The following is a 14,088-nucleotide window of genomic DNA, read 5'->3' as shown; positions in this document are numbered from 1 at the left end:
GCGCTTTCCGGGGCCGTAGCTCAGTTGGGAGAGCGCAGCAATCGCACTGCTGAGGTCAGGGGTTCGACTCCCCTCGGCTCCACCAGACACCGGGACGACCAGGTCCCCACCCAAGCCGGCCCTTGTGCCGGCTTTTTCGTCGACTACAGGCCCCACGGCCGGCGCTGTTATACTCCCCGCCCGCGCCCCGGTAGCTCAGCTGGATAGAGCAATCGCCTCCTAAGCGATAGGTCGCAGGTTCGAATCCTGCCCGGGGCACCATTTCGCGGCTCGGAAAAAACCCTAGAAAACCTTCATGTTCCAGTGCCACGCCAGCCTCGGTCCCGCCTCCCCCGGCGCCAAGAACAGTGCCCCTTACCTGTACGCCGCCGATAAGGAGCTGGCCCTGCTCCCCGACTACGCGGACCAGGCCCAACTGATCGCCGCCCGACAGGTGCTGCAGGGCCTGCCCCACACCCTGGCCCGCCAGGCGCCCGGCAACTGGCTGGCGCAGGACGGCGACCCGGTGTATCTGCTGCAACTGGCCAACCGTTTGCTGCTGGCCCGGTTCCGGCGTGGCGCAGGCTCCGCGGGTTGTGGGCTGACGGTGTTCTGCGCCGATGCGGAGACCGTGCTGCTCGCCCAGATCGGGGCGTTGCAAGGCTGGCGGATACGCGAGGGACGGCTGGAACCCCTGGGGCCGGGCCAGCTGGATGCGGCGGCGGGCAGCCGCCTCGGCGAAGAGGAATTTCTGGAACCGGCGCTGTACAGCGAACCCCGGCGCCCCGGTCAGCGCTATCTGCTGCTCAGCGCGAACCTGGCCGAAGCGCTGGAGCCCGACACCCTGGAGGGGCTGCTGGAAGACCACGGCCCGGATCATGCGGCGGCGCTGGCGGCGATGACCCGGGCCGCCCCCCTGGCCGGTGTCCAGGGGCCCTGCGGCGCGTACCTGCTGCAGGTCTGAGCGGCGCCGCCCTACTTCTTCTTGTAGTGGCGGATCATGCGGCGCTTCTTGGCGACCTGCCGGGGCGTGAGCTTGTTCACGCGGCCGGCATAAGGGTTTTCGCTGGTCTTGAAGTCCACCCGCACCGGGGTGCCCGCCAGGTCGAAGGCCTTGCGGAAGGTATTGACCAGATAGCGCTTGTAGGTGGCCGGCACCCTGGCGGTCTGATTACCGTGCACGACGATCACCGGCGGGTTCTGGCCGCCCTGGTGGGCATAGCGCAGCTTGATCCGCCGGCCCTGGACCAGCGGCGGCTCGTGGGCGCTGATGGCCTGGGCAAGCACTTCATTCAGCTCCGGCGTGCTCATCTTGCGCATGGCCGCGGCATAGGCCTTGTTCACGCTTTTCAGGATCAGCCCCACGCCGGTACCGTGCAGCGCGGAGATATTGTGCTGCCGGGCGAATTCCAGAAAGCCGAGCTTCACGTCCAGGCTGCGCCGCACCCGATCCTTCTCCGAGTGTTCCAGGCCGTCCCATTTGTTCAGCACCAGCACCAGTGCCCGGCCGGCATCGAGCACATGGCCGGCCAGACCCGCGTCCTGGTCGGTCACGCCTTCTTTCGCGTCCACCACCATCACCACCACATTGGCCGCCTCGATGGCCTGCAGGGTCTTGATGGCCGAGAACTTCTCCACCGCCTCCTTGACCCGGGCGCGGCGGCGCACCCCGGCGGTGTCGATCAGGGTGTAGCGCTGCCCGTCCCGCTCGAAGGGGATGAAGATGCTGTCGCGGGTGGTGCCGGGCATGTCGTAGACCAGCACCCGCTCTTCGCCCAACAAGCGGTTGACCAGGGTGGACTTGCCCACGTTGGGCCGCCCCACCACGGCGACCTTGATGCCGCCTTGCTCGGCCACCAGCTCCTCGGCGCTGTCCTCGCGGCCCGGCACTTCCTCCAGCACCGTCTCCATCATGGCGGCCACGCCGCGGCCATGGCTGGCCGCCACCGGCCAGGGGTCGCCCAGGCCCAGAGAGTGGAAATCCAGCCCGGCGCTGCGCTGGTCCAGCCCGTCGACCTTGTTGGTGACCAGGTACACCGGCCGGCCCAGGCGGCGCAGGATGCGCGCCAGTTCCTCGTCCGCCGCGGTCACCCCGGCGCGGGCGTCCACCAGAAAGAGCAGCGCATCGCATTCCTGCACCGCGCGCATGGCATGACTGTGCATGCCCGCTTCCACCCCTTCCGGGTCGTCGCCCAGCCCACCGGTGTCCACCACGATGTAGGGGCGCTCGCCCACCCGGCCGCGGCCATACTGGCGGTCTCGGGTCAGGCCCGGATAATCCGCCACCAGCGCGTCGCGGGTGCGGGTGAGGTAGTTGAACAGGGTGGACTTGCCCACGTTGGGGCGGCCGACCAGGGCGATTACGGGTTCCATGATGCTAGGGCTTCAGTGTGTGAGGCGGGAGGAGAGGATAGCAGAAAGCCCCGCCTGACCCGTAGCCGCGGTGCAGCGCAGCGGAATCGAGCCCCAAGCACCGGGGCGGGGCGGAAACCTCAGGAACCCGGATTCCCGTCTTCATCTCCACCCGGACCACGCAGGCTGCACAACGATTCCTCCGGCGGCTTCATGTCCAGCGCGGCGGCCAGCAAGGCCTGGGTGTAGGGTTCGCGGGGCCGCTCGAAGACCTGCTCGGCATCGCCGGCCTCCACCACCCGGCCCTGGTTCATGACCAGGATGCGGTGACTCACCGCGCGCACCACCTTCAGATCGTGGCTGATGAAGACATAGGCCAGGCCGTGGCGCGCCTGCAGTTCCCGCAGCAACTCCACCACCTGGGCCTGTACGGGCCGGTCCAGGGCCGAGGTGGGCTCGTCCAGCAACAATAATCGCGGCTTCAGGGCCAGCGCCCGGGCGAAGGCCACCCGCTGACGCTGCCCGCCGGAGAGCTCGTGGGGGAAGCGATGGCGCAGCTCGGCCTCCAGGCCCACGTCCTCCAGCGCGGCGATGATCAGCCCCTCGCGCTCGGCGGCCGTCCCGCCCAAGCGGTGGATCTCCAGCCCTTCGGCGACGATCTGCCCCACGGACAGACGCGGGCTGAGACTCCCGAAGGGGTCCTGGAAGACGATCTGCATATCCCGACGCAGCGGGCGCAGGGCGCGTCCCTTCAGCCGGGCAATGTCGCGCCCGTCGAGCAGGATCTCGCCGCGCGCGGCCAGCAGCCGCATCAGGGCAAAGCCCAGGGTGCTCTTGCCCGAACCGCTTTCGCCGACGATGCCCAGAGTCTCCCCCCGGGCGACGTTCAGGGAGATGCCGTCCACGGCCTTGAGGTAGTCCCGACCGCGGCCCAACCAGCCACGCTTGCGCGCGAACCACACCCGCATGTCCCGGGCCTGCAGCACGGTGGCGGCGTCGGCGGGCACCGGGCGCGGCCGCCCCTCGGGCTCCGCCTCCAGCAGCGCCCGGGTATAGGGGTGTTCAGGCGCGCCGAGCAGTCGCGCCGCCTCGCCCTCCTCCACCACTACGCCATGGCGCATCACGCAGACCCGGTCGGCCATCTTGCGCACCACGTTGAGATCATGGGTGATCAGCAACAGAGCCATGCGAAAACGGCGCTGCAGATCCTGCAAAAGCTCCAGGATCTGCGCCTGTATGGTCACATCCAGCGCCGTGGTGGGCTCGTCGGCGATGAGCACTTCGGGCTCGTTGGCCAGCGCCATGGCGATCATGACCCGCTGGCGCTGACCGCCGGAGAGCTCGTGGGGGAAGCTCTTCAGGCGCTGCTCGGGCTCGGGCAGGCGCACCAGGCGCAGTAGCTCCAGGGTGCGAGCGCGCACCCGGGCGGCGTCGGTGACACCGTGCAGGCGCAGGCTCTCGCCGATCTGCTTCTCGATGCTGTGCAGCGGGTTCAGCGAGGTCATGGGCTCCTGGAAGATCATGCCGATGCGCCCGCCGCGCACCCGGCGCAGAAGCCGCTCCGGCGCGCCCAGCAACTCCTCGCCCTGAAAGCGGATGCTGCCGCCGGCGTGATGCGCCCGCGGATAAGGCAGCAACTGCAGGATGGACAGCGCCGAGACGGATTTACCCGAACCGCTCTCGCCCACCAGCGCCAGGGTCTCGCCACTATGCAGCTCGAAGCTCACGCCACGCACCACCTCCGCGCCACCGAAGGCGGCCCGCAGATCGCGCACCTGCAGCAGGGCCTCGCTCATGGCTGCCCCTCCAGGCTCTTGCGCGGGTCGAAGGCGTCCCGGGCCGCCTCGCCGATGAAGATCAGCAGGCTCAGGCTCACCGCCAGGGTCATGAAGCCGGTGATGCCCAACCAGGGTGCGTGCAGGTTGTTCTTGCCCTGGGAGAGCAGCTCACCCAGCGAGGCCGAACCGGCGGGCAGGCCCAGGCCGAGAAAGTCCAGTGCGGCCAGGGCGACGATGCCGTTGGTAAGGATAAAGGGCAGGAAGGTAAGGGTCGCCACCATGGCGTTGGGCAGCACATGGCGCACGATGATGGTTCGATCCGGCGCCCCCAGCGCCCGAGCGGCGCGCACATAATCGAAGTTGCGTGCGCGCAGGAACTCCGCGCGCACCACCCCCACCAGGCTGGTCCAGCTGAACAGCATCATGATGCCCAGCAGCCACCAGAAATTGGGTTTGACCACACTGGCGAGGATGATGAGCACGAACAGCATGGGCAGACCGGACCAGATCTCGATCAGTCGCTGGCCGAACAGGTCCAGCCGCCCACCGAAGTAACCCTGCATCGCCCCCACGGCGACGCCGACCAGGGAGCTGAGCACGGTGAGCGCCAGGCCGAACAGTACCGACAGGCGAAAGCCGTAAATCAGCCGCGCCAACACATCCCGCGTCTGGTCATCGGTGCCCAGCCAGTGCCGGGCGCTGGGCGCGGAGGGCGCGGGGCCCGGCAGCTCGTAGTCCACGGTATCGAAACTGAAACGGATGGGCGGCCAGAGCATCCAGCCCTGGGCCTCGATCAGACCCTGGACGTAAGGGTCTCGGTACTCGGCCTCGGTGGCGAAATCCCCGCCGAAGGCGGTTTCCGGGTAGCTCACCAGCACGGGCAGGTACCAGTCGCCCTGGAAGCGCATCAGCAGCGGCTTGTCGTTGGCGATGAGCTCCGCCGCCAGGCTCAGCCCGAACAGGATCAGGAACAGCCACAGGGACCACCAGCCTCGACGGTTGGCGCGAAACTGCTGCCAGCGGCGCTGGTTGATGGGGCTCAATCGCATGCCTCAGCCCTCCCGCGCCTCGAAGTCGATCCGCGGATCGATGGCGACATAGGCCAGGTCCCCGATCAGGTTCAGCAGCAGGCCCACCAGGGTGTAGATGAACAAGGTGCCGAAGATCACCGGATAATCGCGGTTGATCACCGCCTCGTAACCGAGCAGCCCCAGGCCGTCCAGGGAGAAGATGATCTCGATGAGCAGCGAGCCGGTGAAGAGGATCCCGACGAAGGCGGCGGGGAAGCCGGCGATCACCACCAGCATGGCGTTGCGGAACACATGGCCGTAGAGCACCCGGTGCTCGGACAGCCCCTTGGCCCGGGCGGTGGTCACGTACTGCTTGTTGATCTCCTCCAGGAAGGAGTTCTTGGTGAGCATGGTGAGACTGGCGAAGCCGCCGATCACCATGGCCAGCACCGGCAGGGTGATGTGCCAGAAATAATCCACGATGCGCGCCGGCCAGCTCAGATCGGCCCAGTTCTCGGACACCAGCCCCTGCAGCGGGAACCAGTCGAGGAAGCTGCCGCCGGCGAACAGCACCACCAGCAGCACGGCGAAGAGGAAACTGGGCACCGCGTTGCCGATGATCACCAGGGTGCTGGTCCAGAAATCGAAGGGGGTGCCGTCGCGCACCGCCTTCTTGATGCCAAGGGGGATGGAGATCAGATACACCAGCAGAGTGGTCCAGAGCCCCAGCGAGACGGACACGGGCAGCTTGTCGCCGATCAGTTGCAGCACCGTGCGGTCCTGGTAGAAGCTCTCGCCGAAATCGAGCCGCGCATAATCCGCGAGCATGATCAGGAAACGCTCGTGGGCCGGGCGGTCGAAGCCGAACTGGCGCTCCAGGTCCGCTACCAGATCCGGCGGCAGGCCCTGGGAGCCGCGGTAACGGTTGTCGCCGCCAGGATCGGCCGCGCTGGTTTCCCCCGCACTGCTGCCCGCCACCCGGGCGGTGGCGCCCACGTCCTGCCCCTGCAACTGGGCCAGCACCCGCTCCACCGGCCCGCCAGGGGCGAACTGCACGATGGCGAAGTTCAACAGCAGGATGCCCAGCAGGGTGGGGATCATCAGCAGCAGACGGCGCAGGATATAGGCGGCCATGTTCAGCGCTCCGGCTCCGGCTCGCGCGCCCACCAGGTGCTCTCCAGCGGCAGGCCGTACTCCGGCATACGCTCGGGGCGCCCGAAGCGGTCCCAGTAGGCCAGCCGGAAGCGATCCGTGTAGTAATGGGGGATCACGTAGTGGCCGAACAGCAGCACCCGGTCCAGGGCGCGGGTGCGGTGGATGAGTGCCTCGCGGTCGGGGGCGGCGATGAGGCTGTCGATGAGCGCATCCACCACCGGGTCGCTGATGCCGGCGTAATTGCGACTACCCGGTGTGTCGGCAGCGGCAGATCCCCAGTACTGGCGCTGCTCGTTGCCCGGCGAGAGAGACTGGCCGATCACCGCTACGGTGAGGTCGAAATCGAACTGCTTCATGCGCTCCACGTACTGGGTGGCGTCCACGGTGCGCACGCTGGCCTCCACCCCCAGCCGCTCCAGGTTCTGCATGAAGGGCAGCACCACCCGCTCGAAGCTGGGGTTGTAGAGCAGGATCTCGAAGCGCAGCACCCGACCGGTCTCGCCATGCACCCGGCGCCCCTCGCGCAGCTCCCAGCCGGCCTCATCGAGCAGGCGGGCGGCGATGCGCAGGTTCCGCCGCGGCAGGCCCACGCCGTCGGTGCTCGGCGCCTGGTAGACCTGCGTGAACACCTCTTCGGGCAACTGTTCGCGGTAAGGGGCAAGCAATTCGCGCTCCGCCTCGGAGATGGGCTCCCGGGCGGCCAGCTCCGAGTTGGCGAAAAAGCTTTCCGTGCGCTGATAGGCGCCGTAGAAAAGCGTCTTGTTGGTCCACTGGAAATCGAAGGCGTAGCTCAGCGCGCGGCGCACGGTGCGATCCTGGAACACAGGGCGGCGGGTATTGTAGAAGAAGCCCTGCATGCCGGCGGGCAGGCTGTGGCGGGTCTCCAGCTTCTTCAGTCGGCCCTCTTGCGCGGCGGGCACATCGTAGGCGGTGGCCCAGTTCTTGGCGATATTCTCCAGGCGCACATCGAAAGCCCCGCCCTTGAAGGCCTCCAGCGCCACCGAGGCGTCACGGTAGTAAGCGTAGCGGATGCGGTCGAAGTTGTGGCGACCGCGGTTGACCGCCAGCTCCGCGCCCCAGTAATCCGCCACCCGGCGATAGACGATGCGCCGACCCGGCTCCACCGATTCGATGCGATAAGGACCGCTGCCCAGGGGCGGTTCCAGGGTGGTCTGCGCGAAGTCGCGCGCCTCCCAGTAATGCCTGGGCAGCACGGGCAGGCTGCCGACGATCAGGGGCATCTCCCGGTTCTGCCCGCCTTCGAAGCGGAAGGTGACGCTGCGCGGGCCACTGCGCTCCACGGCACTGACGCTGGCCCAGTACAGCCGGTACTGCGGATGACCCTTCTCGCGCAGCAGATTGAAGCTGTAGATGACATCCTCCACGGTGACCGGCTCGCCATCGTGGAAGCGCGCCTGCTCCCGCAGGGTGAAGCGCACCCAACTGCGATCCTCGGGCACCTCGATACGCTCGGCCAGCAGGCCGTACTGAGTGAAGGGCTCGTCCGCGGAGGAGACGGTGAGCGTGTCGTAGATCATGCCCAGGCCGGTGGCGCCTTGGCCCTTGAGAATGAAGGGGTTGAGACTGTCGAAGCTGCCCAGCGCCGACAGGCGCAGCCGCCCGCCCTTGGGGGCGTCGGGGTTGGCGTAATCGAAATGGCTGAAGTCCGGGCCGTACTTGGGTTCGCCGTACATGGCGATGGCATGCTCGGCGGCCGAGGCCGTGGCACAGCTCAGCGCGAGCAGCAGCGCTGCGAGCAGCGGGAACCTGTATGCACTCAGCCTCACGGGCAATCCTTGTGTGCCGGCCTCAGTCGGGTGCCTAGACTCTCCCAGTAAGCTTGGCGTTTTTCAAGCCGGCAACAAGGCAGGCGCCGAAAGAAAAGTTTCACCGCGGCTCAGGAGGAAACCACCCATCTTTTCTCGGCGATCGGGGCAGCATGGGAATGCCCCCCTACGTCGGCGGCGGTCGCCGTGTCCGGGGGGGCCTTGGGGGTTCCAAGACTTGGCCTCGGCTGCGCCAACCAACCCCCAAGGCCCACCCGGACACGGCTCCTCAGACTTCGGTGGTTGCTTCTCGATCCAAACAAAGAGGGGCCGCGCTCTCGCTTCGCGACATCGCGAGGGCACGAGCGCATCTCTCCCCGCCTTCAGCGGCGGAGCTTGCGCCGACAGATGGGGTTTCGGGGTGGGTACGGTCTGGGGCGGACGTCGATGCAGCCGAGCATCGCAGCCGGAAAGGGAAAAAGCGGGCTGCCTGTTTGAGCGAAGCGAGTTTGCAACCCGCCCCTTTCCGGCGAGAAGCGCAGGGGAGCCCGGCGCAGCCGGGCCAAATCGTGGGCCGCCCCAGGCCGTACCCACCCCGGAACCGGCACCCACGCCATAAGGCTAGTCACAGGGCGGTACTTCCATGACGCCGTTTCCCCACCAAAGCGCGATGAACAAAAGAAAAAGAGCCCGCGCGAGGCGGGCTCCGGGGAGACACTGGCAAATTGCTTCGTGCCCCCCTTGGGGAGGCACGAAGGGCTTTCGCCCTACAGGCGGTTCTCGTAGACCGTGATATCGGCGCGGGCGCGCAGTGCCTGCACCAGCGCGGCCAGTTCGGCATTGCCCTCCATGCCGGCAAGCTGCTGGCGCCATTGGGCGCGCGCCTCATCGGACAGTTCCTCGCCGGTGCCATCGTGCACCGCACTGACCTGCAGCAGGGCCTGGTCCCCGCCCGGCAGCGCCACCTGAGTGCGCAGAGGCTCGTCCCCGCTCGGGCGACCCAGCTCGAAGGCACGGCTCAGCAATTCCGCCGGATGCTCGTCGCTCGCCCGGCCAACCCGCCCGGCGTCCACGTATTCCACCCCGTCTTCGGCGGCGGCGAGAGCCTGCAGGCTCTCGCCCTTCTCCAGACGCGCCTGCAGCTCGCCCAGCTGCGCCGCGGCCCGCTCGGCGGCCTTCTCCTGGCGCACCCGCTGGGCGATCTCTTCGTCCACTTCTTCAAGCGGCTGGCGCCCGGCGGGCTCGTGCTCGGCGACCCGCAGCACCAGCAGTCGGCCATCCTCCAGCTCGATCAGGCGGCTGTTGCGGCGCGCCCCCAGCACTTCCTCACCGAAAGCGGCCTCGCGCACGGCCTGCGCCGCGGCAATACCCTCGCCCTGCTCGCGGGTGAACCACGCGCTCTGCTGCACCTCCAGGCCCAGGGCGTCGGCGGCGGGCTGCAGACTGTCGGGCTGTTCGTAGGCCAGGTTCTCAAGCTCGTTGCCCAGCTGGTAGAGGCGGCTGGCGAGCTGTTCCCGGGCGAGCTCCCGGCGCAGCTCGTCGCGCACCTGCTCGAAGGGCGTAACCTGGCCAGGCGCGACCTCGGTGGCCTTGATCAGGTGCAGACCGAACTGGGTGCGCACCGGCTCGCTCACTTCACCCTCGGCTAGCGCCTTGGCCGCCTCTTCAAAGGGCCGCACCATCAGGCCCGGCAGCAACTGTCCCAGGTCCCCGCCCTGGGCTGCGGAACCGGGATCCTGGGAATACTCCCGCGCCAGCTCGGCGAAATCCGCGCCATCGGCGAGTCGGGCCTCAAGCTCATCCATACGCGCCTGCACCCGCGCCAGATCCTGCTCCGAGGCCTCTTCGGGCAACTCCAGCAGGATATGCCTCACCCGCCGGGTGCCACCCTCGGTGTAACGGCTCGCCTTGAGCTCCTCGTAGCGGGCGCGCACGGTCTGCTCGTCCAGATCCGCCTCGTCCATCAGCTGCTCCGCACTGAGCGGCACATAGGCGATGCGCAGGCGCTCCGGCGTGCGGAAAGCCTGCGGATGCTCCTCGTACCAGGCTTCGATTTCCGCCGGTTCCACGCTCACGCGTTCCAGCCAAGGGGCGGCGGAAACCCGTAGGTAGCTGATCTCGCGCTCCTGGCTCTGCAGCGCTAGCAGGCGCTCGATGGCGGCGTCGGTGACGAAGGCGCTGCCGTATACGCCACCCTGCAGCTGGCCCACCATTTCCGAACGGCGAGTTCGGCGCTCGTAGTCGGCGGAGCTCAGTCCGGCGCGCGCAAGAGTGGTTTCGTAACGCTCGCGGGAGAAGCGGCCATCGGCCTGGAAATATTCCTGGCTGCGAATCACCCGGGCGAGCGCCGCATCGGATACGGCGAAGGCGCCTTTGGCCACATAGGCGTTGAGCACCGCTTGGTCGATCAATTGCTCCAGGGCCTCACGGCGCAGGCTATCCTGGTCGATCAGGGATGGGTCCAGCTGCCCGCCGAAGATTTGCTCCAGGCGCTGGCGCTGCTGCTGGTAGGCGTTGTTCAGGGCACTCAGGGGAATCTCCACCCCGTCCACCTTGGCCGCCACCGAAGCCGGCGGGCCGGAGAGGTAGTTATAGACCCCGAAGAAGGCGAAGGGCACACCGATCAGAATGATGATGACCCAGAGGATCCATCCCGTGGCGCGTTCCCGGATCTGCTGCAACATGGTGGCTGATTCCTGCGAAGGCTTTTACGAATTCGAATGTAGCGGGCGAGCATAGTTCAGGGCGGGGCCGGACGCAAAAAAGGCGCCCGGAGGCGCCTTTCGTGCTTAAAGTTGGCGGAGCGGACGGGACTCGAACCCGCGACCCCCGGCGTGACAGGCCGGTATTCTAACCAACTGAACTACCGCTCCGAACTCTTGGTGGGTGGTGAGGGGATCGAACCCCCGACATTCGCCTTGTAAGGGCGACGCTCTCCCAGCTGAGCTAACCACCCGAGAGTAAGGTGCGCTAGTTTACAGCGTCCTTCAGGGCTTTGCCAGCCTTGAACGCCGGAACCTTGGAAGCGGCGATGTTGATGGTCTGCCCGGTGCGCGGGTTGCGGCCGGAGCGCGCGGCGCGCTCGCGCACGGTGAAGGTGCCGAAGCCCACCAGGGTAACCTGGTCGCCTTCCTTCAGTGCGTCGGTAACCGACTGCACCAGCGCGTCAACAGCACGACCGGCGGCGGCCTTGGAAATATCAGCGGACTGGGCTACGGCGTCAATCAGTTCAGACTTGTTCATTACCTAGCTTCCCCTTGGTGTTGTTCTCGCGGACGACAAGTTTCCCGGAGACCTTCTGCAGTAGATGGTTGGCCTTGGACGGTTAGCCCTTTCGGCAAGCCTTGGCCATCCTATATCTCCGAGTCTTGTGGGACAAGCGGTTAGGGCATTCCCTGGTTCATCGCCTTCCCCGGCCAACGGGCACATCAGCTATCCCTGTCGACCCGCGCCCCCCGGTATCAAGAAAATCGGCAGGCTGCTTGCGCGGCGCCACCTGCCGATGGCCTCAGTTTATAGCAGGGCTGTTTTCGCAGTGTCAACAAAGCCCGTCACGCCGTCGGAGCTTTGTTTAATGCGCCCTGGCGGCATCTTCGGACGATTTGGCGCTCTTGCCGTCACCCGCCTCCTGCACCTTGACATCTCCTTCGGCAAGCGGCACCGGCTGCGAGGCCAACGCCACGTCCAGCACCTGGTCAATCCAACGCACCGGGCGAACGTCCAGGGCCGAACGAATATTCTCTGGAATATCAACAAGGTCCTTTTCGTTCTCGGCCGGAATGAGGGCCGTGGTGACCCCACCCCGGTGAGCCGCCAGGAGCTTCTCCTTGAGCCCACCGATGGGTAGCACTTCACCGCGCAGGGTGATCTCGCCGGTCATGGCCACGTCGGCGCGCACCGGGATACGGGTGAGCGCGGAGACCAGCGAGGTGCACATGCCGATACCGGCGCTGGGGCCGTCCTTGGGGATTGCCCCTTCCGGCACATGGACGTGAATGTCGTACTTCTGGTGGAAATCGGCGCTGATACCCAACGCCGCGCTGCGGCTGCGCACCACGGTCATGGCGGCCTGTATGGACTCGCGCATCACATCGCCCAGCTGCCCCGTATGGGTCAGCTTGCCCTTGCCAGGTACCACCGCGGACTCGATGGTCAGCAACTCGCCGCCCACCTCGGTCCAGGCAAGCCCGGTGACCTGGCCCACCTGATCGTTCTCTTCCGCCTTGCCGTAACGATGCCGACGCACGCCCAGGTAGTCGCCCAGGTTTTCGTCGCTGACGGTGACTCGCTGAGCGGCCAGCTCGGCGTCCAGCGCCAGAGCCTTGACCACCTTGCGGCAGATCTTGGCGATCTCCCGCTCCAGATTGCGCACGCCCGCCTCGCGGGTGTAGTAGCGGATGATGTCGCGCACCGCGGCGTCGCTGATCTCCAGCTCCTTGTCCTTGAGCCCATTCTGCTTCATCTGCTTGGGCACCAGATAGCGCCGGGCGATGTTGAGCTTCTCGTCCTCGGTGTAGCCGGCCAGGCGGATCACTTCCATGCGGTCCAGCAGCGGCCCGGGAATGTTCATGGTGTTGGCGGTGGCCACGAACATCACATCGGAGAGATCGAAATCCACTTCCAGGTAATGGTCGTTGAAGGCGGCATTCTGTTCCGGGTCCAGCACTTCCAGCAGGGCGGAGGCCGGATCGCCACGGAAGTCCATGGCCATCTTGTCGATTTCATCGAGCAGGAACAGCGGGTTGCGAGACTCCACCCGGGACAGGTTCTGGATGATCTTGCCCGGCAGCGAGCCGATGTAGGTCCGCCGATGGCCGCGGATCTCGGCCTCGTCACGCACCCCGCCCAGCGCCATGCGCACGAACTTGCGGTTGGTGGCCCGCGCGATGGATTTGCCCAATGAGGTCTTGCCCACCCCCGGCGGGCCGACCAGGCACAGGATCGGGCCTTTCAGCTTGCGCACCCGCTGCTGCACGGCCAGGTACTCGAGAATGCGGTCCTTGACCTTCTCCAGGCCGTAATGATCCTCTTCCAGCACCAGCTCGGCGGCGGCCAGGTCCTTGCGCACCCGGGTCCGCTTTTTCCAGGGCACGTTGATCATGGTTTCAAGGTAGTTGCGCACCACGGTGGCTTCCGCCGACATGGGCGACATCTGCTTGAGCTTCTTCAGTTCCCCTTCGGCCTTCTCGCGGGCTTCCTTGCTCATGCCGGCTTCGGCGATGCGCTTCTCCAGCTCGTCGATTTCGCCGGCACCCTCTTCCATCTCACCCAGTTCCTTCTGGATGGCCTTCATCTGCTCGTTGAGGTAGTACTCGCGCTGGCTCTTCTCCATCTGCTGCTTCACGCGACCACGAATGCGCTTCTCGATCTGCTGCACATCGATCTCGCCTTCCACCAGGGCCATCAGGTGCTCCAGGCGCTCGCGCACGTCCTGGATCTCCAGGATGCGCTGCTTCTCCTCGACCTTCAGGGTCATGTGGGCGGCGATGGTATCGGCCAGACGCCCCGGCTCCTCGATGCCGGCGAGAGAGCTCAGGATTTCCGGCGGCACCTTCTTGTTGAGCTTGACGTACTGCTCGAACTGGCTGTTCACCGAGCGGGCCAGCACCTCCAGCTCACGATCCTCGTCCACGGTGGGCTCGGACTGTTCGCGCACCTGGGCGACGTAGTAGCCGTCGTGCTCGGTCAAACTGATCATGTCCGCCCGCTGCACGCCCTCCACCAGCACCTTCACCGTGCCGTCCGGGAGCTTGAGCATCTGCAGGATGCTGGAGAGCGTGCCCACCTGGTAGAGCTCATCCTCGGCGGGATCGTCGATCTCGGCTCCGGTCTGGGCTACCAGCAGGATGCGCTTGTCATCCTCCATGGCCGCCTCCAGGGCGCGGATGGACTTGTCCCGGCCCACGAACAACGGGATGACCATGTGGGGATAGACCACTACGTCTCGCAGCGGCAACACCGGCGCCAGGTCCACGGAACCCTGCACGATATCGGATGGGGAATTTCTACGCGCCATAGACAGAACGAGTCCTCGCTCATGATCGGGAA

The 14,088-nt window shown here is 66.6% G+C and carries 9 protein-coding genes and 4 tRNA genes; 3 read left to right on the top strand and 10 right to left on the bottom strand.

The window, feature by feature from the left end; genetic code table 11:
* The first annotated feature begins 9 nt into the window (after positions 1–9).
* From GBG68_RS01400 to GBG68_RS01390, 3 genes are all read left to right on the top strand, one after another.
* Positions 10–85, top strand: a tRNA-Ala gene (locus GBG68_RS01400).
* Positions 86–184: 99 nt separating this feature from the next.
* Positions 185–261 (top strand) — tRNA-Arg (locus tag GBG68_RS01395).
* Positions 262–295: 34 nt separating this feature from the next.
* Positions 296–943, top strand: a complete 648-nt coding sequence (locus GBG68_RS01390) for a hypothetical protein (protein WP_152144316.1) — start codon at positions 296–298, stop codon at positions 941–943.
* A gap of 11 nt (positions 944–954) precedes the next feature.
* Here the strand turns inward: GBG68_RS01390 and der are convergent, their stop codons facing one another.
* The 10 genes from der to lon all read right to left on the bottom strand — a co-directional run bounded on the left by der (position 955) and on the right by lon (position 14,056).
* Entirely contained in the window at positions 955–2,352 is a 1,398-nt protein-coding gene (der, locus tag GBG68_RS01385) for a ribosome biogenesis GTPase Der (RefSeq protein WP_152144314.1), read from the bottom strand.
* Positions 2,353–2,471: 119 nt separating this feature from the next.
* Complete coding sequence (locus GBG68_RS01380) at positions 2,472–4,127, bottom strand: ABC transporter ATP-binding protein (protein ID WP_152144312.1); 1,656 nt, start codon at positions 4,125–4,127, stop codon at positions 2,472–2,474.
* Positions 4,124–5,158, bottom strand: a complete 1,035-nt coding sequence (locus tag GBG68_RS01375; RefSeq protein WP_152144310.1) for an ABC transporter permease — start codon at positions 5,156–5,158, stop codon at positions 4,124–4,126. Before GBG68_RS01375 ends, GBG68_RS01380 begins: the two co-directional genes overlap by 4 nt.
* A 3-nt stretch (positions 5,159–5,161) precedes the next feature.
* Positions 5,162–6,253 carry a microcin C ABC transporter permease YejB gene (locus tag GBG68_RS01370; RefSeq protein ID WP_152144308.1) on the bottom strand — a complete coding sequence of 364 codons (1,092 nt, stop codon included), beginning with the start codon at positions 6,251–6,253 and terminating at the stop codon, positions 5,162–5,164.
* Between the two features lie 2 nt (positions 6,254–6,255).
* Positions 6,256–8,061, bottom strand: a complete 1,806-nt coding sequence (locus GBG68_RS01365; protein WP_226801505.1) for an extracellular solute-binding protein — start codon at positions 8,059–8,061, stop codon at positions 6,256–6,258.
* 746 nt (positions 8,062–8,807) lie between these two features.
* Positions 8,808–10,724: a SurA N-terminal domain-containing protein gene (locus GBG68_RS01360; RefSeq protein WP_152144305.1), complete on the bottom strand. Its 1,917-nt coding sequence runs from the start codon at positions 10,722–10,724 to the stop codon at positions 8,808–8,810.
* A gap of 112 nt (positions 10,725–10,836) precedes the next feature.
* Positions 10,837–10,913 (bottom strand) — tRNA-Asp (locus GBG68_RS01355).
* A gap of 7 nt (positions 10,914–10,920) precedes the next feature.
* Positions 10,921–10,996, bottom strand: a tRNA-Val gene (locus tag GBG68_RS01350).
* A 14-nt stretch (positions 10,997–11,010) separates the two neighbouring features.
* A complete protein-coding gene (locus GBG68_RS01345) occupies positions 11,011–11,283 on the bottom strand; it encodes an HU family DNA-binding protein (protein WP_152144303.1) in 273 nt (90 codons plus the stop codon).
* A 328-nt stretch (positions 11,284–11,611) separates the two neighbouring features.
* A complete protein-coding gene (lon, locus tag GBG68_RS01340; protein ID WP_152144301.1) occupies positions 11,612–14,056 on the bottom strand; it encodes an endopeptidase La in 2,445 nt (814 codons plus the stop codon).
* Positions 14,057–14,088 lie beyond the last annotated feature (32 nt).

Origin of the sequence: Alkalilimnicola sp. S0819, assembly GCF_009295635.1 — a bacterium.
Taxonomy (GTDB): Bacteria; Pseudomonadota; Gammaproteobacteria; order Nitrococcales; family WHIW01; genus S0819.
This window is presented reverse-complemented; position numbering and strand designations above follow the sequence as displayed.

What these genes read in the sequence shown, in the direction of transcription:
- GBG68_RS01380 (WP_152144312.1), bottom strand. Translation starts at nt 4,127, where the DNA reads ATGAGCGAGGCCCTGCTGCAGGTGCGCGATCTGCGGGCCGCCTTCGGT.
- der (WP_152144314.1), bottom strand. Translation starts at nt 2,352, where the DNA reads ATGGAACCCGTAATCGCCCTGGTCGGCCGCCCCAACGTGGGCAAGTCC.
- GBG68_RS01375 (WP_152144310.1), bottom strand. Translation starts at nt 5,158, where the DNA reads ATGCGATTGAGCCCCATCAACCAGCGCCGCTGGCAGCAGTTTCGCGCC.
- GBG68_RS01370 (WP_152144308.1), bottom strand. Translation starts at nt 6,253, where the DNA reads ATGGCCGCCTATATCCTGCGCCGTCTGCTGCTGATGATCCCCACCCTG.
- lon (WP_152144301.1), bottom strand. Translation starts at nt 14,056, where the DNA reads ATGGCGCGTAGAAATTCCCCATCCGATATCGTGCAGGGTTCCGTGGAC.
- GBG68_RS01390 (WP_152144316.1), top strand. Translation starts at nt 296, where the DNA reads ATGTTCCAGTGCCACGCCAGCCTCGGTCCCGCCTCCCCCGGCGCCAAG.
- GBG68_RS01345 (WP_152144303.1), bottom strand. Translation starts at nt 11,283, where the DNA reads ATGAACAAGTCTGAACTGATTGACGCCGTAGCCCAGTCCGCTGATATT.
- GBG68_RS01360 (WP_152144305.1), bottom strand. Translation starts at nt 10,724, where the DNA reads ATGTTGCAGCAGATCCGGGAACGCGCCACGGGATGGATCCTCTGGGTC.